At 29.5% G+C, this 19932-nt stretch carries 21 protein-coding genes; all 21 read right to left on the bottom strand.

Annotation, left to right across the window (positions count from 1 at the left end; genetic code table 11):
• The coding region (locus Q4Q35_RS04215) for a LamG-like jellyroll fold domain-containing protein (RefSeq protein ID WP_303276691.1) at positions 1-1287 on the bottom strand (1287 nt) is incomplete at its 3' end.
• A 57-nt stretch (positions 1288-1344) separates the two neighbouring features.
• The gene (locus tag Q4Q35_RS04210; protein WP_303276690.1) at positions 1345-3168 is read right to left on the bottom strand and encodes a fibronectin type III domain-containing protein; all 1824 of its coding nucleotides are present in this window, start codon (positions 3166-3168) and stop codon (positions 1345-1347) included.
• A 6-nt stretch (positions 3169-3174) separates the two neighbouring features.
• Entirely contained in the window at positions 3175-3777 is a 603-nt protein-coding gene (locus Q4Q35_RS04205; RefSeq protein ID WP_303276689.1) for a hypothetical protein, read from the bottom strand.
• A gap of 88 nt (positions 3778-3865) precedes the next feature.
• Positions 3866-4372 (bottom strand): OmpH/Skp family outer membrane protein, encoded by a 507-nt coding sequence (locus Q4Q35_RS04200; RefSeq protein WP_303276688.1) that lies wholly within the window; start codon positions 4370-4372, stop codon positions 3866-3868.
• Between the two features lie 3 nt (positions 4373-4375).
• The gene (locus Q4Q35_RS04195) at positions 4376-4864 is read right to left on the bottom strand and encodes a hypothetical protein (RefSeq protein ID WP_303276687.1); all 489 of its coding nucleotides are present in this window, start codon (positions 4862-4864) and stop codon (positions 4376-4378) included.
• Between the two features lie 14 nt (positions 4865-4878).
• Positions 4879-5832, bottom strand: coding sequence for a hypothetical protein (locus Q4Q35_RS04190; RefSeq protein ID WP_303276685.1), 954 nt, complete (start codon positions 5830-5832; stop codon positions 4879-4881).
• Positions 5816-6277: a hypothetical protein gene (locus tag Q4Q35_RS04185; protein WP_303276684.1), complete on the bottom strand. Its 462-nt coding sequence runs from the start codon at positions 6275-6277 to the stop codon at positions 5816-5818. Before Q4Q35_RS04185 ends, Q4Q35_RS04190 begins: the two co-directional genes overlap by 17 nt.
• A 65-nt stretch (positions 6278-6342) precedes the next feature.
• The gene (locus Q4Q35_RS04180) at positions 6343-7527 is read right to left on the bottom strand and encodes a PilN domain-containing protein (RefSeq protein WP_303276683.1); all 1185 of its coding nucleotides are present in this window, start codon (positions 7525-7527) and stop codon (positions 6343-6345) included.
• On the bottom strand, positions 7528-9456 hold the full coding sequence (locus tag Q4Q35_RS04175; RefSeq protein WP_303276682.1) for a type II secretion system protein GspD: 1929 nt from the start codon (positions 9454-9456) through the stop codon (positions 7528-7530). It abuts the gene before it with no gap.
• Between the two features lie 2 nt (positions 9457-9458).
• The gene (locus tag Q4Q35_RS04170; protein ID WP_303276681.1) at positions 9459-10868 is read right to left on the bottom strand and encodes a GspE/PulE family protein; all 1410 of its coding nucleotides are present in this window, start codon (positions 10866-10868) and stop codon (positions 9459-9461) included.
• A complete protein-coding gene (locus Q4Q35_RS04165) occupies positions 10868-11350 on the bottom strand; it encodes a prepilin peptidase (RefSeq protein WP_303276680.1) in 483 nt (160 codons plus the stop codon). The genes Q4Q35_RS04170 and Q4Q35_RS04165 overlap by 1 nt, the downstream gene beginning before the upstream one ends.
• A gap of 2 nt (positions 11351-11352) precedes the next feature.
• Positions 11353-11781, bottom strand: a complete 429-nt coding sequence (locus Q4Q35_RS04160; protein WP_303276678.1) for a type IV pilin protein — start codon at positions 11779-11781, stop codon at positions 11353-11355.
• A gap of 100 nt (positions 11782-11881) precedes the next feature.
• Positions 11882-13009, bottom strand: coding sequence for a type II secretion system F family protein (locus tag Q4Q35_RS04155; protein ID WP_303276677.1), 1128 nt, complete (start codon positions 13007-13009; stop codon positions 11882-11884).
• Positions 12999-13487: a PulJ/GspJ family protein gene (locus Q4Q35_RS04150; protein ID WP_303276676.1), complete on the bottom strand. Its 489-nt coding sequence runs from the start codon at positions 13485-13487 to the stop codon at positions 12999-13001. Before Q4Q35_RS04150 ends, Q4Q35_RS04155 begins: the two co-directional genes overlap by 11 nt.
• Positions 13480-13830: a hypothetical protein gene (locus Q4Q35_RS04145; RefSeq protein ID WP_303276675.1), complete on the bottom strand. Its 351-nt coding sequence runs from the start codon at positions 13828-13830 to the stop codon at positions 13480-13482. Before Q4Q35_RS04145 ends, Q4Q35_RS04150 begins: the two co-directional genes overlap by 8 nt.
• Complete coding sequence (locus Q4Q35_RS04140; protein WP_303276674.1) at positions 13808-15040, bottom strand: bactofilin family protein; 1233 nt, start codon at positions 15038-15040, stop codon at positions 13808-13810. Before Q4Q35_RS04140 ends, Q4Q35_RS04145 begins: the two co-directional genes overlap by 23 nt.
• 177 nt (positions 15041-15217) lie before the next feature.
• A complete protein-coding gene (locus Q4Q35_RS04135) occupies positions 15218-15895 on the bottom strand; it encodes a response regulator (RefSeq protein WP_303276673.1) in 678 nt (225 codons plus the stop codon).
• A 188-nt stretch (positions 15896-16083) separates the two neighbouring features.
• On the bottom strand, positions 16084-16812 hold the full coding sequence (locus Q4Q35_RS04130; RefSeq protein WP_303276672.1) for a LytR/AlgR family response regulator transcription factor: 729 nt from the start codon (positions 16810-16812) through the stop codon (positions 16084-16086).
• Positions 16813-17150: 338 nt separating this feature from the next.
• Entirely contained in the window at positions 17151-17477 is a 327-nt protein-coding gene (locus tag Q4Q35_RS04125) for a hypothetical protein (protein WP_303276671.1), read from the bottom strand.
• Between the two features lie 12 nt (positions 17478-17489).
• Complete coding sequence (locus tag Q4Q35_RS04120; RefSeq protein ID WP_303276670.1) at positions 17490-18764, bottom strand: hypothetical protein; 1275 nt, start codon at positions 18762-18764, stop codon at positions 17490-17492.
• A 22-nt stretch (positions 18765-18786) separates the two neighbouring features.
• Positions 18787-19890, bottom strand: coding sequence for an acyltransferase family protein (locus tag Q4Q35_RS04115; RefSeq protein ID WP_303276669.1), 1104 nt, complete (start codon positions 19888-19890; stop codon positions 18787-18789).
• Positions 19891-19932: the final 42 nt, after the last annotated feature.

Raw genomic sequence — 19932 nt, 5'->3', positions numbered from 1 at the left:
TTGATAACTCGAAACATTTCCTAAGGTGGTTTCTAAAACTCCATCTATATATATGTTATAACCAGTAACTCCTATATTGTCGGTTGCTCCTAACCAACTTAAATCTACTGTAGTGTCGGTTTGGTCAGTACTGGATAGTGTCGGAGGTGTTGGAGATTCTGTGTCTGCAGATACAGAGACTGGAGTTCCTGAAGTAGCAAATGTAGAAGGACTATTTTGGTTATTATATTCTGTCGATATCCAGTCATCAGATCTCGCAATGTTTGAAATACGCAATTCATCTATTATACCGTCTAATAATAAACTACCATTACTTCTAGCTCCCAGATATAAATTTTGGGCAAGACCATCTGGTAGAGCAACCACTGTTATTTCTGATGAAAAATTACCATTCAAAAAAGCAGTCATACCTGTTCCTGATGCATTTAACTTAATAACTGCATAATTCCATTCATTAATATTATAATTCATTCCTGTACTATGTATTGTAGTGCCATCATAATATGCTAGATGCCCTGCTAGCTGTGGTAGAATATTATAACCATTTTCTACAGTTTCACTTCGTTTTCCCAATACATAAAAAGCACCAAAGCTGTGAGGGTTAAACCATCCAGAAACAGTTAAGTTTGACGTTAGGTTTAAACTGGCATCATTCCCAACATTAAAAAAATTGTTTCCTAGTAAATCAATCCCATCACCTACTTTACATGCCAAACTGTTATTAGTATTCATATTCGTTGCTGAAACACCATCATTAGAGTTTGAACCACTATCTAGTATTTGATGTGTACTTCCTCCAGCAGTAATACCTTCGTCTAAATGCCATGTAGAAACATAATTATTTGACCATACAGCCTGACTTCCATAAGTATCTGTAGCTACAGGTTGTGTTTCTCCTGATTTATTATACCAAATGTAAATAGTAGTATCTGAGGTTGATGATAGACTTGGTATTTTAACCCACACTTGACATTGCCTGTTCGCTGCTGTAGCATCGGTTACTAAACTTACTATTTCACAGGCTAATCTGTTATTACCTGCTGCATCACTGGAAAAGCGAATATCACCACCGCCATTTAATGCCGAATTAGCGCCTCCATCAACAATTTCAGGGTCTAAATGATCTAAGGTTACCAAAAAAGGAAAATCTGTTAAATCTGAACTTCCCGTTACATAGGTATTATTAATTGTTATAGCTTGCTTTCTTCCCCAGTCCTGTAATGTTTGTGCATTATTAACATTAATAGATATAATTGACAATACAAGAATCACTAATATTTTTTTCATAATTATAATTTCAACTTTTAATGTTTTTTACATACTAACTATAGTATCTAAATGAATTTAGTTATGTTGTTTTATTATTTTTTCTAATTGATTTAATCGTTTTTCTTGTTCTAGTATATAAAGTGTTAACTCTTCTATCTTTTCTAACAATTTCATGTTCATGACACCTAACTCAACACCATTTGCTTCCATATCTATAGCTGTTGGTATGTTTGGTAAATGTTTATAGGTTTTTATGTATTGTTGAAGTGTTTCTAAAGGCGTTAAATTATAATCCTTTTCAAATACATAATCGGGTGCTGGTACTGATAAATCTACTTTTACTTCTTCGCTATGAACAGTACCTGCTACTGTTAATTTTGAATCGGGAATTGAAGTCCCTATTCCTACATTACCTGTATTGTAATACACATCTTGATTGGTTAAAGTCCAATACCCTTCAGACGTTGGTGGGGTCTGGTTTACTTCTGTTATTGATATACTACTTATATATACTTTATCGTCATTGTTAGTACAATCACATCCGTATGTACTAAATGAAAAATCACTGCCATCGGATGTAAAAGTCATCGTATAATCCTGATATGTGGTTGATGAAACTGTGATTGATGGAAGGTTACTGGTTACTCCACTCCAACTGGTAATAAGTCCACTTCCTATATTTCCCACATCATTTCTTGCTCGTATTGTAATAGTATATTCTACTCCGTTTGTTAAATTTTGAACTTGATTTGTTGCGGCATTATACCCATATTGGCTTCCTCTTCTTACAACTATAGAATAATTACTTGTCCCATCTGTTTCTGTTGCTGTGGTTACTGTTGTTTCTCCATGGGCAGTCCAGCCTGTGGTTCCGTCTACTTCATTTAAGGTACTTGCTGCATTGGATAGTGTATATAACTCCTGACTATTGTAAGGGCTATTTGTGGTTACTGTTATTATATTGCTAACTACACTTTCATTGCTAGCAGCATCCAATGCTGTTACTGTGAAATCATAGGATGTTTCTGTTGTTAATCCTGTAACTTGATAGGTTAATACATTTCCTAAAGTTGTTTCCAAAACACCATCTTTATAAATGTTATAGCCTGTAACTGCTGTATCGTCGGTTGCTCCTGCCCAGCTTAAATCTACAGTGATATCGGTTTGGGCTGTACTTGATAATATAGAGACTGTTGGGGCTTGGGTATCTGGATCATCTATAAGTTCCTGAATCGTGGGTTCTTGTCCGTTAACTTCATATAAAGTAGGTCCGTATGAAATGAATTCATCACTAGTATTAGTTGAAAATTCTAAATAATTAAGTAGTTTTAAACGCGAAGCCGTATTAGAAAACTTAAAGTCTGCATTCATATCAGCCTCTTTGACACCATTAGTATTATAAACTCCTCCAATACTTGTGGTTGAGCTATATCCACTTTCATGCATATATCCAACCAATAAATACCATTCATCTAGATTTGGCGTATCACTTTGAAATGCTCGTGGAGCAGTATTGACTAGACCATCGTCTAAATTTAGACCTGTATTATTATCTAAATCGTCTTTACATCTAAGTGCTAAATAAATAGTCCCATCATTTGAATTTGTTTTTTTAACCCAAGATGTATATCTATATGTTTTAGTATGGTCTATACTAATATAATCAGTATTCCACCCAATTTTACCTGAAGTACTAGTTGGCTGTGCTTTCCAAAGGGCACTTTGTAAACCATGAGGATCAGTACCTAACTCTCTGGAATTTTCAGAACTGACTCCTTGCAAATTAAACCCTACAACAGAACCCGTGCCTACTGTCCATACCGATGTATCTAAAAGATTAGTTTGCGAAAAAGATATACTAGCAATCAGTATGAGAGCTAATTTTAATATTATTTTCATATTATCTTATAATTTTAAAGGTGTTTGGTTAAAATTGAATTTTAAGATCCCATTTCTAAATAAATGGTCTTGGTATATCAGCTTTATTTGATCCTTGGGATTGATGTTATTAAAATAGAGTAACACGCGTTTAAAAGGGGCTACTTTATAGTTGCGTTCGAAGTTTACTCCCGAACACTGTATGGTATCATTTGAGGATGTGACTACGGTAAAGTCTTTTTTTATGGCAAAGGCCATGTACTTTACTGCTTCTTCGTAGGTTTTATCTGTGTAGTCTTCTAGTAATAAATCTGCTTCATTTGTATGCTGAAACTCTATTTCTATGATACGCTCTTTGGCATTTAGCTGATATAATGAATCTACTTTATCATAATTACTTTGGTTATTCTTTAGAAGGTAGTATTGTATTGGAACTTCTGTAGCTGTATAATTTATATCGTTAATAAAGTGTGTGATACGCTTCGATTTCCAGCCTTGTTGCTCAAAATTATAAATTTTGTATTCGGATTGTTTTTTAGTTTTTGAAGGTTTATTGCATGATATCGTTATGCTTAATATTAGCAATAACATAAAGGATATTGAGGGAATACTCCTTGTTAAAAGCTTCATAAAAATGACTTGTTAAAGTTTTATTAAAACTAAAAAAAGCACTTAAAATCTTACTAGGGATAAGCCTTAATATGTTTAAGGAGAATCCTTAATTATTACCTTCGTATTTTCTATTTGAAAATTCCAATATTTGATTTGTGATATCTATTGTTTCTTCGGCAAACATCACATTACCATTGCCGCTGGTTCCTAAAATAATTTTTAAGTTATTTGTTTGTGCATATACCTTTATATAATTATTGAGTCTATCCCAAACGTTTTTACTTAAATTATGAGTGTAATTATCTTGCAATTCTTGAAAGGCTTTACTCTTTTTTGCTATTTGTTGTTGCAAACTTTTAAAAGATGTATTTTCTTTATCGTTTATAGATTTAAATATTACATATAAGCTATCTAATACTTTACCTGCTTTTTTAATTTTTGCCTCTTCAATAACCTTAATATCTTTGGTCATATTAAAGCCATTAAAAAGTTTAATATTATCTATATAAACAATCTCTTGTTTGTTTTCTTGTATACCATAAATTATACCAGTAATTAGTACTATTACTAAAACAATTGTATTGATTGTTGGATGTATATTAAATCTGTTCATTGGTTATCTTGTTTTTATTATTGTTTTACTGTTGTTATTTAAGGATACTATTAAAGAATCTTTATAAGCCTTTTCTAAAATTATATCACTTACAGTTTCTTTTTCGCGTTTTCTATAAAGCTTATTGGCTATTTTTAATAAGATTAACCGTGTATTTCTACTTTCCCCTTTAACAAAACCATGATACGTAATGGTAGGCCAAACCATATTTTTCTTTATAACAGGTTTTACCACCTTTTTGTTTTTTTTAGCAGAAGGCTTTATAGATTTCTTTTTTATATCTCTAGATACCTTAAAAGGGTCTCTATCTGTTAGCTTAAGTAAAAAGGTATCTTTAATTACTAAATAATGTTGCTCATTAAATGCTAAAGGGTTAATTGTATCTACACTTTCTGATGACCGCTTGTTGTCCCCAAAATATTTATAAAATACAGCCCCCCAAATAATAACTAATAGGACTATCAATGTGCTATTTAAATATTTTTTATTCATTATATACTCACTACTTATTCTACTATTATAGATCTAACAATGCTATAATCGCTTTCATTACCAGCAGCATCTATTGCTTTTATCCTCCAATAATAAGTCCCTGTTGAAGTAAATGTATATTGTACGGTATTATTTTCTGTATTAGCAGAATGAATTATAGAATTAAAATTGACATCAGATGCTATCTCTATAGTATTTGTGATACTAGATTTTATATTTCCAGAATCGACTCCATTAGTCCAATTAAAGGTTACTGTTGTTGTCGTTGTATCTTGATCTTCTGGTGAAGCCAATGCTGGTTGGTTAGGGATCTCCCTATCTAAAAATAGTGATCTTTGTGAAAATTGTGTCTCAGATGTTTCATTGATTGCCTTTACTTTCCAGATATATTCTGCGTCTTCATCAAATACATCAGCATCAATTGTTAAACTATTAGAAGAAATACCGGTTTCTTTAAATACCGTTTGTTCTCCACTTAAATTTTTAATCAATTCAAAACTATAAGAACTCACATTACTAAGTTCATTCCAGGTACAAATAATATTTGCATTGTTTGTATAAAAATCAATTGATGGTGTTAAAAGAGAGACATTTTGGTTTGATAAATCATCTGAAGTTTCAACTGAAAAATTAACTGGAAACGTATAGGTTGTTTCATAAGCAAAATTTTCTCCTCTAATACGCCATTGATAGCTTCCTGGATTAAGCGTATATACAAACGTATTTGTTGACATTAAAGAATCTACTTCTAATATTTGATTAGATGTAATAACTTGTACCCTATAATCGTCTGCTCCGTCAATACTTTGCCATGTAAATTGAACCGTATTTCCTTCAATAACGGTTCCTTCTTTTGGGAAAGAGATTTGCACATTATCATTTGTAATATCTTCTTCCAAAATATCGTCGCAAGACAATGACAAAAAAAGTAATATGATTGCTAGAAAGGTATTATTTATTATTTTCATAATTCTGTAAAATTATTTTTAGAAAAAGGGTTTTAGTATTCGTTCTGTAATTTTTTTTGGTATAAAATTGTGTGCTTATAACTCTGGAGTTTTTAAAATTCTTTTCTATTTCGTAAAGCGTATATGTTAAATCCTTGTAGGAGCCTTCGAGTTCTATTTGATTTGAATAAATTAGAAATTCACTGTCTGAAAACAAGTGTACATCTTCTATATCCACAATATTTACATTAAAATCGTTTTTTGAAATAAAATCTAGTAAGGTTTGCTGCACATACTCTGGGTTTAGAGTTTGCCCTCCAATAATTTTATCAATGCTACTAATTTCATTTTTTAAACGATACAATTCGTTGAGCGAGCTTTCATTACCTGATAATTCTTTTTTAACTTGTTTTAATTCTTTTTTTGCAATTAATGTATGCTTATAGGTTTTTTTATAAGAAGCCATAAACAGTATTATAAAACCAATTATAACTGCAAAAAATTTCTGTTTATATGTGAAATTTTTAAACATTATATTTTAATTTTTATAATGAATGCATTCGTTTTTTTTGTCTGCTGTGTATAATCATCAATATCTATTTTTTGAATCCATAACAAGTCTTCTAATTTTTTTAACCAATTATTAAAAGCTGTATCATTTGTCGCTTCTCCTTTAATAGTAATAATGCCAATCTTAAAATTTATTTTCTCTCTAGGCTTAATTTTTTTTTGCGGAGGGATGACTTCTATCGTGTTTAATGTAATATCTGAAAGCACCGAGTTACCTATATCTGCCACATATTTAGTTATAAAACTCTTGTTGCTAATCCCACTTGTTTGCAATATTTTTTCTTTTAGTTTCTTTTCGTCTTTTAAAGCATTAACTTCATCAATGGTTTGCTGTGCTAGTACATATTCCGATTTTTTTTCAGCTAAAGCGTTTAAGTAAAAATCCATTAAAAAATGACTTGCTAAAAGCGATACAAAAAAAAAGATAAGTGCAAAAATCCCAGCTATTTTGAATAGTTTTTTAAATTTAAACTCATTGCTGTTTTCTGTTAAAAAACCAGTATCAAAATCAATAACTGGGTTGGGAAATTTGTAATCAAAAAATGATGCTAAAAGAGGTAGTTCTCTTTCGTTTAAACGATCGCCATTTATAACATATACTTTGTTTATTGTTTGTTCGTTCTTGAATGATAAAATTTCATTATTAGTTATTTCAAGAATATAATTAGGTGATGCAATCTCATCATACTCCTTTATGATAGGAAGTAAATTAGCCATTACAAATGATCCAAAAGATAAATGAATAACATATAAATTTATATCACTTATCTGTTTTATAATAGTATCTATATTTTGCTTTCTTGTTACAGAAATAAATACTTGCTCTTTTTGATGGTACTCAAAAAAGTGAAATTCGTTTAAGTCTGCTTTAAAAATTAAATCATTTCTATACCCTGCTTTATTTTCAACTTGTTTATTTATAATATTACTCCCTTCTACATGTAGAATTACAGGATAGTCTTTAGTGAGTTTTTCTTTAAATAATTCATCAAAATTATTAGAAAAAAAACGGCTTTCGATTATTAACTCATTGTTTTTAAACAAAATCTCAAGTAACTGGTATTCCAATACATTCCCATTATTAGAGATTCCTATAACGTAATATCTATGTCCTTTAATTGATATATTTTTTAATTTAGATATCATTTAATATGTTACTGTCGGTTTAATAAAAATATGAAGCTTCGATTTTTCTTTCCTTTTTGTTCTAACACTAAACAACCATTTGAGTATTGGGATTCTAGAAAGCAAAGGCGTTCCCGTACCAGAATTTTCGTTTTCTAATTCTTCTAAACCACCTAGTAAAACCATTTCATTATTTTTCACCCTAACTAAAGATTCAAATTTCTGTGTTGATTTCCCAGGAGGCGCATCTTCTCCTGCCCTTCCTAAAAAAGCACTTTTTTCGACCAAAATGGTAAGTGTTACATTCTCATCTTTTGATACAAAAGGTTTTATGTTTATACTCAAATTTGCTTCGGTAGATTTCCATGTGCCTGACTGTAGAATATTATTGTTAACACCCGAATTAATTAATCTATTATTTTGTTCAAAATAATAGCTGGTTTCTCCTATTGAAGATGTTGCATCATGCCCATTTAAGGTAACCAATTTGGGTGTTGAAGATAGTTTGATTAGCGAATTGTTTTCTAAGGCTTTTAGGTCTAAATAAAACTTATCTGAAACTTTACCTAAATTAATTAGTCCCAAACCATTAAAAGCATCAATTAAACTATTTACTGAAGTAGCATTAAGTGCAACATCACTGGTTGGGAATAATCCCCCAGAAGTCGTCCCTCCTGTTTCACTACTTAAACCTGCTTGTATACCTGTTTGTATTTCATACGCTTTTTGGTATTGTACTATAATAACCTCTATTTGTATAACAGGCACTACTAGGTCTATCTCGTAAATATAATCTTTAAACTCTTGTATTTGCGCCTTAGAACCAGACACGACAAAGCCATTAAGCTCTATAAATTCCTTCACTTCTATGCCTTGTGTAAGCGTAGCGGGTAATGTGGCTAAAACTGTTTCTATAGTTCTATTTTCTAATTGAACCAGTTCTACCATTCTTAAACCTTCGGTAGTATGCTCTCCTATTAAAAATAAATCGTCAACTACTTTATAGGTATAATTTTCTCCCTTAAAAAGGTGATCGAGTAAATTATCAAATGTAATACCATTAGCCATTAAAGTTGTACTAATTCCTGTAGGGGTGTTATACATGAAATAATTGATATTCAACTTTTCAGCTGCTTCTATAATCATAGCTGCTGCATCTGCTTCTGCTGCTTTGATATCTAAAAACCCCTGAGCATTCACTTTAATATCATAATCACCATTTTCTCCTTTCGTGGCATTATTCTTTTTAGAAGTTGTTCTTCTATTTCTACTAGTTTGTGTCGTTGATTTGGCCGGTTGTTGTGAAATGATATCTTTCTCTAGATAATAATTATCGTTTTCATCTATGGTTAGCACCAAACTATTTGACTTTGCTATCATTTCAAGAACTTGATCAAATGGTCTATTAAGAATGTAAGCGGATACTTTTTCGTTTTTCACATCGGGTGCTAATACCACATTACGTTTTGATGCATCTGTAATAGCCTGAGCAACTCTTGGTAATGAATCGTTATTTAATTTGACTGATAAAAACTTATTATTATCATTAAAAGTGACGTCTATTTTTTTTAGAGGTTTTGGCTTTTTTATAATAACTTCTTCTGGCTTTTTATTAAAAACCAAAATATTATTTAACACATCTACTTCTAATTTATGTTTCTGTATTAAAAACAGAAATACATCTTTAATATTTACATCATAAAAATTACTAGTTACTAATTGATTTAATTTAGCATCTACACTTACATTTAATTGGTGCTCTTCTGCAAGAGCATTAATAAAATCATACAGTGTTAATCCAGATAAATCAATCCTTACAGTTTCATTTAAACCTTTCTTAGTTTTGGCCAGTTCATCTATTTTTTTTGTAAAGGCTTCAACATTTTTTTGTGCATAGCCAATATTAAAAAGAAGGGTAAAAAAAAGTATATTTAAAAATCTATATAGCATATTTATGAATTAATAAGTATTGGGTAAATCTCTTCTAACGATGTTAACCCTCTTGATAGTAAATCAAAAGCTTTGTCTGAGAGTCTTTTGTTTTTTATAAAATTAGACTGTTCTAAAGTCTGTTTTTTTATGGCATCTGCAACTTCATAAGTAATAGGGAGTATTTCGTAAATAGCGCTTCGTCCTTTATATCCTGTGTGGTAACAAGCATCGCATCCCACGGCTACAAAATGTGTTTTTAATACTTTTTCTGATTTAAAAGTTCTGGGCAAATCATTATCATTAAAGTTTTGTTCACTTTTACAGGTATCACATAACATTCTAACAAGTCTTTGTGCTACAGATATATTAATGGTTTCTGCAATTAAAAATGATGGAACTCCCATATCTATTAATCTAGAAATGGTACCAATAGCTGAATTTGTATGAATTGTAGATAGTACTAAATGTCCTGTTAAAGATGCTCTTATTGCCATTTGTGCTGTTTGGCCATCTCTAATTTCACCAAGCATGATAATATCGGGGTCTTGCCGTAAAAAAGAACGTAATGCAGATGTGAATGTAAGCCCTATATTTTCTTTTAATTGTACTTGGTTAATTCCTTTTAAGGTGTACTCTACCGGATCTTCAACGGTAACAATATTTCTTTTTATACTATTAAGATGCTTTAATGTTGCATATAATGTTGTGGTTTTCCCAGAACCTGTTGGGCCACTAATAAGGACAATACCATTTGTCTTTTTTACGGCTTCTAAATACAATGCCACATCATCATTTTCGAAACCCAGTTTGTTTATGTTTAAATGTGAGGCATCTCTACCTAATATTCGCATCACTACTTTTTCGCCATGGTGTGTTGGTAATATGGACACTCTAATATCAAAATCGTCATATTCTATTCTTCCATCTTGGGGTAATCTTTTTTCTGTAATATCTAGATTTGATTTAATCTTAATTTGATTTATTAACTCCAGATAATTATCTTTTTTAATATGGTTTTTTTCGATTAATTGACCGTCTATACGTAATCGTACTCTAACATCTTCTTCATATATTTCTATATGAATATCACTGGCATTAATATTTTTGGCTTCAAATATTAAATCTTCTAAAAAATCATTTCCATAAGACACCAATTTTGGTTTATCATCATGCTTTCTATAATAAATTGAAAGCGCCTTTTTTATTATTGAAGTATCTATTAATTCAAAAACGATATTTTTATTAAAAATGAGTTTTAATTCCTCTTTAATGGTTTCTTGTTCTAAAACCTTAGATTCATCAATAAAAAAAACATTTTCATTATCAGTAATCTCCTTAGGGATAATTGAAAAATAATTCGCAATATCTGAGCTAATAGACTGTTGTAAGTCAATGCTTAAATTAATCTGTTTTAAGTTCGTTACATTCATTAAAATAGAGCGTTGATTTTAAACATGTTTTTTGCTATTATATTTACGATAAGAAATAAGGATAAATAACCTGCAAGTGGAATGGTTTTTACCTGTTTAAATAGCATAAACCCAAGATGGGTGAGTAAAGAAAACAGTAATCCAAAAACAAAAAATAGAATAAATGGCTTTAAATTAAACAATGGTGTTATTGCTAAAAAAAAGGCTATATCTCCTAGGCCTATATAGGTATCTATCGGATTTACAAATCCTTTGTTTTTTAAAGAAAAGTATAAAACAACTCCTAAAATATTAATTATAATAAAAGCGATATTATAAAGAATATAACTAAATTTTAAATCGGTAGAACTATAGTTAATAACTAAAGCTAGTAGAAACAATATAATAGGCAATGCCACATGTATGGTTCTCTTTTTTAAGTCTTGAAAAAAAACAAAGACTAAAATGACTATTAAAAATAAGGTTGTATATAGTAATATCACTACTAATCTTTTATAGTTTCTTTTAATATGCGATCTTGGTCAATTTGCCAAGTATTATAAACTCCATCTCCATCAAAGTCTTGCAAAGCAGTTGCTGTTGCTTTAAATGTATTCATTGATGCTTCAATAACTTCTATTTTATAAACAGCTTGTCCGCCTTTATCAATTGTTAAAGCTTCTTCAAACCCTAGTTCATTAAAATCGGTAGTGTATTTGGAATGACGATAAAAATGACTTTTCTCTAATCCATGTATCATGCTTAACATATTTTGTGCTTCAATAGATTTGGCACTTGTAACCACTGATGTCTGGTTAGGTACTACGAGGTAAATTAAAATGCCTATAATACATAATACCACCAATATCTCGGACATAGAATATGCTTTTAAATGTCCCTTTTTTGTGTTTGATTTCAATATATTCTTATTCATCTGTTTTTAATTTATTATTTTTTGATAGTCGTATACAACATCTAAATAATCATTTCTCCTTGTGATTAATAGCGTCATAAATATTTTGTTTTATTTCATTTTAATTTTCAATAATCTTACTTAAGTTAAACATAGGTGAGTACATCGCTATCATAATAAACCCAACAATTCCACCTATTAAAACAATCATTAGCGGCTCTAAAATGGTGCCTATCATTTTTGTTGAATGGTCTACTTCGTCATTGTATTGATTAGCTAAGCCATCAAACATATTGTCCAACTCATTAATTTGTTCTCCAATACTGGTTAATGAAATAATTTTGGGAGTGAAAAAAGCGTGTTTTTTTAAACTATCTGCCAATGTCTCTCCTCTTAATATGTCTTTTTTTGATTGTGAAAGCGATGACTTTAGCGGGTAAAATGAAATCATTTTCTCGGTTAATTCTAAAGCTGTTATAAGCGGTGTTTTTGCAGATAGTAAAAGGCTAAAAGATTGACAAAATCTCGCTAAATATATTTTCTTTATAAGACTTCCAAAATAAGGTATTTTTAATATGATTTTTGATGTAATACTTTTATAAGTAATATTCTGTTTTAATAATTTATGTCCAATAATTATTGATATAACAAGGCCTAACACACTAAATACTATAAGGTTAAAATTGTTAGACACTTTAACTACAAACTGCGTTATTTCTGGAAGATCTTTCCCAAATTGTTGAAATACGGATGCAAACATTGGTACCACAAAATTTAGCATAAAGTATAATACGGCAAATGTTATTACTAATACAAAAACTGGGTATGCCAATACCGAAACGACTTGACGTTTCATTTTAATTTTTCTTGTAAAAAATTTTTGAAGTTGATCGAATATATCTGTTAAGCGTCTTGTATCTTCACCTATTTTTATACTGTAATATTCGTAAGGAGAAAAATACTTGTAGTTTTTTATGGCTTCATGTAATGACTTTCCTTTAACAACATCATCATTAATGGTTTTATATATAGCACGAATAAATTTAGATTTTTGCTGACCTGTTAAAATAATTAATGCTTGATTAAAGTCTACTCCTGCTTTTATTAGCGTAGAAAACTCTCTATAAAAATCTTCTTTTTGTTTATCTGAAAACTTTTTAAAAGTTGGCATAGAAAATTTAGCATCCATTTTTAATGCTTCTTTTTTCTTTGCCTTACCTGTATTATATGTACTTACATCAATCTTCACTAAAATATTTTTGGTTTATCATTTTTGATCGATCTTTCTTAAAAAAATAGTTGGTATTAACGGTATCGTTTAATACACTTAATGACAATAACAGTACTTGGGTTTTAGCATTTTTATCTTCATTTAAAAGCTTATAATCTGTGGTCTGCAAATTAAAGGTGTCGGTTTTTATAGTATGCTTCCTTAAGATGTTTCTTTTGTTTATACTATAATAGATATAGGTGCCGTCATAATACTTTAGAGATAGTTCGTTATCACTAAAACTAAAATCATTGGCTTTTTTAATATCATTTATTAAGGCTGAGTTAAACAGGTTATATTCTAATACTTGTACATTTTCTTTTTCAAAAAGTGATAATTGTTTTCCTATTAAGTTAAATAGTGAATAGGTGATTGTAACAATAATACTCATTAACATTAAACTTATTAACGCTTCTAAAATGGTAAACCCTTTAAGATGTATTATACTTCTATTCATTATAAGCGATTAGCTTGTTTATAACATTGGTCTTGTTTCCTGTTTTGTATGTAAAAGTCAATAAAGCTGTATGCTCAGTTTCATTAACATCAACTTGCTTTTTAATGCTATAGCCTGTAAACGTGTAGTCATTACTCTCATAGTCCTTTTGCTCAATACTTTGTTGTATTAATAAACTAATAGAGTGTCTTGCATTAAAATAAGCGATCGATTTATTGTGTCTAATAATATTTAAATAGACCATAAATGCGACTAAAGCACATATAGAAATAATTGAAATGGCAATTACCGATTCCAATACAGATGAAGCCTTAAGCAGTTTAAAATTCTTTAATGATTTCATATATTTTTTCATTAGAGTTATTTTTAAATAAAGGCAACTCGATAAAATCACTTGGTAAGCTATCTCTATTTATTGTACCATTTAAAATGACGTTTTCATAGTTGGATGATTCTGTTTTTAGAAAAAATTTATCTGTATAAATATTTCCTATAACTTTACCTTTTAATTGTGTATTACCGTAGCAGTACACATTTCCAATTACAGTGGCATTTTCTTCTATAGTTAATGATCTATTCAAGCTAGCATTATAAATATCGCCATCGATAACAATACCCCCAGCAATGGTTGAATTTTCACGTATTTCAACCAAAACGTCATCATTATCATTTTTAATGTAAATGCTGGAAGGGTAATGTAATTCTACATTTTCATCAATAGTAACATGCTCTTTAGCAATAATTTGGATGTTACCTTTAAATCCGGATTTAATAGTTACTGATGGTGCAGATATAATCACATCATTCAAGCTAGCAGTAGGCGCAATATTTAATGTATTATTTGAGGTTAAAACAATATTGCCTTTACATACCATATCTCTTAATTCCCCTATGTCTTCAACGTCAATAACCTTTGTAGCTTCATCAAATCCATTAATAACATGAATATCTTTACCTAAACTGCTTAATGAAACGGGTTTAAACTTTGAAAACTCTATAGTGACATCTTTTTCAATTTTAGGAAGTTTATCACCCGATTTTAATTGCTGCCCTTTAAGCATAAGTTTATTACCTTTTTGCCCATTTATATATGCTAGCTCTGTTTTACCATTAGGTACTTTTATTTGTCCTAAAATGGTCATTTTTCCCGATAATTTTAAAGGTCTGTCATAATCTGTTACATACAATGCTATGTTATTACTTATATAAGATTTTTGGCCAACTAAAGCCGTTTTCGTAACAGTGTCGTTTTTAAATTGTGTTTTACTGATTAAAATATCATAAAAGCCCCAATGTTTTTTTTGAATGTATGATAAAACTTCATCACCAAAAACATCAATTTCTTTCATTTGGTCATAAGAAACTGTTTCCAAATTGCTAATTAAATAATTAAACGAAGAATCATTTCTTTGTATTAAATCTTCATGTGTATATAGCAAGTCATTTAGCATATTTTGGTAATAAGATATTAAGACTAAACATCCGCTAAATACTGAAATCATCAAGCATGTAAAAATAGCATTTATAAGGGATGACGCTTTTATACGATACATTTTTTAAAGGGAACAGTTTTAAATTTATTTAAGTTAATAGTCTATCAACCTAGCACTATGAATTAAAAAAACAACTAAATAAACGTACAAAGGATATTTGTTTAATAATTAAGGTTAACACCTAAAATATAGAAGGTAATACCTTAGTTTAATTATCATGTATATCTGAAAAACATACTAGATAAATCCATTTTCTTCAGCTAATAGTAGTAAATCTCTATCTCCTTTTCCTACCACATTAAAAACATCTTTTAATATGCGTTTTCTTCGTTCTAAAGCAGCAATAGAAAGTGGCAAAATTTGAGGTAACTCATTCATTTTTGTGCCATTAGATAGCTCATATAAAATTTTCCTATCTATACTGTCTATAATAAAATCGTTAGCCGATTGTTTTCTTAATATTTTCATTACAGTTTTGCTGTAAAAAGGAGGATCGAAAACAACATTGTTAACAGCATCTATAAGGACAGATAGTGTTATATCATTTTTAACCAAAAAACCATCTGGATTTAAATTTTTTAAAACACTGGATATTTTAAAAGCATTATTATAAGTGGTTGAAACAATTATCTTAATATCCTTGAATGTGTTTTTTATTTTAATGCCTAAATCTTCTCCGCATAAAATACTACCATCTTTAGATTGCGGAAGCCTCATATCTAAAAAAACAAGATCTATACCGCCATTTGTCTTTGCTCTTTCAAGTTTGAGCATTGCAATGTCACAGTTATTAGCAGCATCAATATTAAATTTTAATCTATTGTTTACTAATACTACTTGTTTTAATGCTCGTTGGTAAGAGTCTATTATTAACGGGTGGTCATCAATTATTAGAACATTGAGGGCTTTACTCATTACAATTCGATGTTTCGGTTAATTAATTTATATTTGCTCTTAATTGTAACTATTACATAGTTTTGGAATTAATTTTTTCTTCTAAAAACAAACTTATATATCGAAATTAAGCTATCCTAATTTTCGATACCCCTTTTAGGGAAACATATATTTGTAAGAGTAAACAGTCCTTTTTTAAAAGGCAAATCTTAATTTAAACCATTACCAGAGGTAGTTGATAATAATGAATTAATCATAAACTCTATATTATTTTTATATGTTTTAGTAAAAGGCACGTTGTGGTTACATTTTTTTATAGTGCATATAGAGTTTCCGTAACTTACTCTAGATACATAGTTAGAATTAATAATGTAACTTTTATGAATTCTCAAAAAATTATCTGGTAAAATCGATTCAAAAACTTTAAGCGTTTTAAATGCACTAATTATACTACCATCGTCCATATGGAAATCTGTAGTATTATTATCGGCCCTTAAAAACAAAATTTCATCTATATTCAAATATTGATAATCTTTGTATGATTTCAAGCATATAGTTTTTTTCGTTTTAATTGGATGTTTTTTTTTAAATCTAATTATACATTTTCGTATATCTAATGAAGTAATTGGGTTCAATAAATAATCAAAAAAACCCATTTTAATAGCCTCATATGTTTTTTCTTTTGAAGTCGAAATTGCTATAAACTCTGTATCTCCTTTTAAATATTGGTGTAATTCATTAACTAAACCAAATGGATTTTCATTAATAGTATCAATATTAATAAATATTAAATCTGGCATTTCTCTCAAAACAATATCCATAGACTCTTCATAACTATTTGAATACCCAACACAATTAAATTCTGGAAAATCTTCCATAATATTAATAATGTTATTTATTACAGCATTGTTGTTTTCAATAAATAAGTAATTAGTCAAAATATTAGTTTTAAAAAAGAGAACTAATTTATTTATTAACGAGGAATACAGAATATGGTTTTACCTTTAACTTTTAAAGGTTTTTCAGTAGTTTATAATTAAAGAAATTAAAAGTCTAAAATATTTAACCTACTCGCTTTTTTAACAGACTCAAATATAGGAAAGGTTTAAACGTGCTTAAATATAGTATAATCTGGCTCTTCGAAATATAGTAAATATATAAAGTGTATTATTTGCAGCGGGTCTTTTTATATCAAATCCTTTCAAAAATTTGAATGAAAATTATAAAAGAATAATTTAGGAATTAATTGATACTATTGGTTATTTGTAATGATTGTTCATATAACCTTACTTTTAAAATGTTTTAATATCAATTTAACTTGATTGAATATTTTAACTCCACTTTTAAAACATTTACTTTTTACTTCGATTCTGAATTCTATGACATTTTTATTTAGGCTTAATTGCTCTATTGAAAACCAGCCATTAGGAATAAATACGGTCAATCCATGAAATTCATCTTGCTGATAGAGTGTAAATTCTCCACTTAACCAATTAATGAATTTATTAAAATCGTACAAATTTTCAAAACTATCGTCATGCAACCATTTATGATGAATCGATTCATTTAAAATTTCATTTGGTTTTTCTTCTATAACGCTCACAGCATTAGATGCTCAATATGATTTCTTAAAATCTATCACTTGTCCATTTAACAACCTATCGCAAACTATAACCACATCTTCATTACCATCATAATTTATGGTAAAAACACTTTCTTGATCTGGCATCACTGTTTTAAGTGATTCTGTAGATTTATTATCATTAATTGAAAGGTAAGCATCATAATAAATAGGAGCTGTACCAATATTTTTAACTGTTAACAAAGATTTCCCATTAGATTTCTCAAATTTTGTTACTTCAAATTTATATCCTGTATTGATACTAGCTTCTTTTATACGCGCAGTGGTTTGATATTGATATTGATCGTTTCCAATCATATAAGTTACATGAAATCTATTTGCAAATGATTCGTAAGATTCTCCATGAGGACCATTTGGTGATAATACATTTTGCTGGTCGTAAGTAGTGTAATAATTAAACTCTCCTCCTATTGGAGACGTTTGATATCTTTCTGTACCAAAGAAATTGAAACGCGGCTCGTTTACAGCACCATGTTCTTCACTCATAAAGGAATCATCAAATACTCCAAAAGGGATATTTAACAGTGACGTATTAGCACTTAAGGGTGTTACATTTGTATCTTCTGCATCAATAGAAATAGACCAATGTAAATTATTAAATACGGTATTTAGCTTATTTAAAAACGTTGTTTGATAGTCCTTAGATGGAAATGTTTGTCCTAAAACAAAAGGCCCGTCATAGATATGATATTCTGCCCATAGTCCAAACCCCGTTTGAAGGAATGCTATTCTATTGTCATCATCATATTTTTCTGCAAACTTTTCGTAAAACTCTAAGGTGAAATCTTGCAATTCTTGATGTGACCAATCTGGGAACCAGGTTACCTTTCCTTCACTAGTTCCTTCTGTTTCATTATAATCTGGTAAATCTTTTATGTATTTTGGTACAGAGGTTAGCTGTCCCACATAAGCATATCTAAATCGAAGTATGGCTTGATGGTTTCTTGATGCTATATCATTTAGTTTGTTTTCAATAGTAGTCCAATCATAAACTCCTTTTTCAGAAACAATATCTTCATACAACATATACGAATATTCTAAAGTATGTGCTCCCGAACTTACATTTGCATTACCATCCCATACAACAATACCCGTCATAGGTTGTACATTCGTAAATTCTGTAACACCGCCTCCATTTAAAACAGGTTCTATAATAACCAAATCATCATTAATAGTATCACTACTTCCACCACCGCATGCAATAAAGAAACAACCAAAACTTAAAATTATAAGCTCTATTTTTTTCATAATTTCTTTTTCTTTTAAAACGCTAAATTTTTATATATGTTTTGTTTTTATTCATATACCAGAGTAAGAGATATATGATCCCAAAACCTCCAATTGTTGCAAAGGCATTATAGTATACGCCTAGATATTGTTCAAAACCAAATAATACTTGTTTTGCAAGCTCTGGAAAATCTATTACATGAGAAATAACATATGCTGTAATAGCATTAATACCAATAATTTTTAAAGGTTTCACCCATTTTGTATACCCTTTTACATCTATGATCCAATAAAATAGCGCTAATAATAAGAAACAAATACCCGAGGAGAATAGTACAAAAGAACTATTCCATAATTTTTTTACAATTGGATGCCATATATTTAATATAAGCCCTAAAAAAATTGCGCCATTTCCAATTAATAGAATATTACGCGCTACTTTTTCTCTTGATAATTTAGATCGGAGCATTTCCCCTGCAAATAAACCTGATAATGTAGTCGCTATAAAACCTAAACCACTTAATAGCCATGTATATTGATAACCATCATCAAAATCTCCAAAAATTAGTCTATCTACATAAATAGCAATATTTTTATCTGGCAATAATTCGCTATTACCTATTCCAGGAATATCAGCAAACTCAAGTAATAAAATATAAATAATAAGGCAAACTGCAAAAAGCATATATCTCGCATTTTTACTTAGATGAATATATGCTACACATGAGAAAAAATAGCCTACAGCAATTGCTTGTAATGTATTGCTAAAAATTTGGAACTCATTAATATCTAGATGCAATAGGTTTCCTTGTACAATCCAACCTAACACAAATAATATTACAAAACGCCTAATTAAATGTGGGTATAGTTTAATTTTTTTATCAATCTCTTTAACTCTTTTTTCCATTGAAAAAGGAATGACTACCCCCACTACAAAAAGGAAAAGAGGCATAACAATATCATAAAAATGAAAACCAAACCACTCTGGATGAGAAAATTGAGTTGCTAAAGTATTAGTAAAATCTGTTTGAGCACCTTCATGTAAATGAGCAAAAAAACGATCCGCAAAAATAATCATCAACATATCGAAACCTCTTAAAACATCTATCGATAATAACCTGTTATTTTTAATTGCAACTTTATTCATAATTTATGTATTATAATATTTTTCAAATCTGTTTGATTTTAT

The sequence above is a fragment of the Flavivirga aquimarina genome, from assembly GCF_030540835.1.
Classification (GTDB): domain Bacteria; phylum Bacteroidota; class Bacteroidia; order Flavobacteriales; family Flavobacteriaceae; genus Flavivirga; species Flavivirga aquimarina.
The sequence above is the reverse complement of the archived record's forward strand: the minus strand, read 5'-3'. Positions and strand labels throughout refer to the sequence as shown.

Excerpts from the sequence above, each read along its gene's own strand:
- Q4Q35_RS04115 (WP_303276669.1), bottom strand. The coding sequence starts at position 19,890 with ATGAATAAAGTTGCAATTAAAAATAACAGGTTATTATCGATAGATGTT.
- Q4Q35_RS04160 (WP_303276678.1), bottom strand. The coding sequence starts at position 11,781 with ATGAATAAGAATATATTGAAATCAAACACAAAAAAGGGACATTTAAAA.
- Q4Q35_RS04190 (WP_303276685.1), bottom strand. The coding sequence starts at position 5,832 with ATGAAAATAATAAATAATACCTTTCTAGCAATCATATTACTTTTTTTG.
- Q4Q35_RS04205 (WP_303276689.1), bottom strand. The coding sequence starts at position 3,777 with ATGAAGCTTTTAACAAGGAGTATTCCCTCAATATCCTTTATGTTATTG.
- Q4Q35_RS04145 (WP_303276675.1), bottom strand. The coding sequence starts at position 13,830 with ATGAAATCATTAAAGAATTTTAAACTGCTTAAGGCTTCATCTGTATTG.
- Q4Q35_RS04175 (WP_303276682.1), bottom strand. The coding sequence starts at position 9,456 with ATGCTATATAGATTTTTAAATATACTTTTTTTTACCCTTCTTTTTAAT.
- Q4Q35_RS04135 (WP_303276673.1), bottom strand. The coding sequence starts at position 15,895 with ATGAGTAAAGCCCTCAATGTTCTAATAATTGATGACCACCCGTTAATA.
- Q4Q35_RS04140 (WP_303276674.1), bottom strand. The coding sequence starts at position 15,040 with ATGTATCGTATAAAAGCGTCATCCCTTATAAATGCTATTTTTACATGC.
- Q4Q35_RS04185 (WP_303276684.1), bottom strand. The coding sequence starts at position 6,277 with ATGGCTTCTTATAAAAAAACCTATAAGCATACATTAATTGCAAAAAAA.
- Q4Q35_RS04180 (WP_303276683.1), bottom strand. The coding sequence starts at position 7,527 with ATGATATCTAAATTAAAAAATATATCAATTAAAGGACATAGATATTAC.
- Q4Q35_RS04200 (WP_303276688.1), bottom strand. The coding sequence starts at position 4,372 with ATGAACAGATTTAATATACATCCAACAATCAATACAATTGTTTTAGTA.
- Q4Q35_RS04150 (WP_303276676.1), bottom strand. The coding sequence starts at position 13,487 with ATGAATAGAAGTATAATACATCTTAAAGGGTTTACCATTTTAGAAGCG.
- Q4Q35_RS04170 (WP_303276681.1), bottom strand. The coding sequence starts at position 10,868 with ATGAATGTAACGAACTTAAAACAGATTAATTTAAGCATTGACTTACAA.
- Q4Q35_RS04210 (WP_303276690.1), bottom strand. The coding sequence starts at position 3,168 with ATGAAAATAATATTAAAATTAGCTCTCATACTGATTGCTAGTATATCT.
- Q4Q35_RS04195 (WP_303276687.1), bottom strand. The coding sequence starts at position 4,864 with ATGAATAAAAAATATTTAAATAGCACATTGATAGTCCTATTAGTTATT.
- Q4Q35_RS04120 (WP_303276670.1), bottom strand. The coding sequence starts at position 18,764 with ATGAAAAAAATAGAGCTTATAATTTTAAGTTTTGGTTGTTTCTTTATT.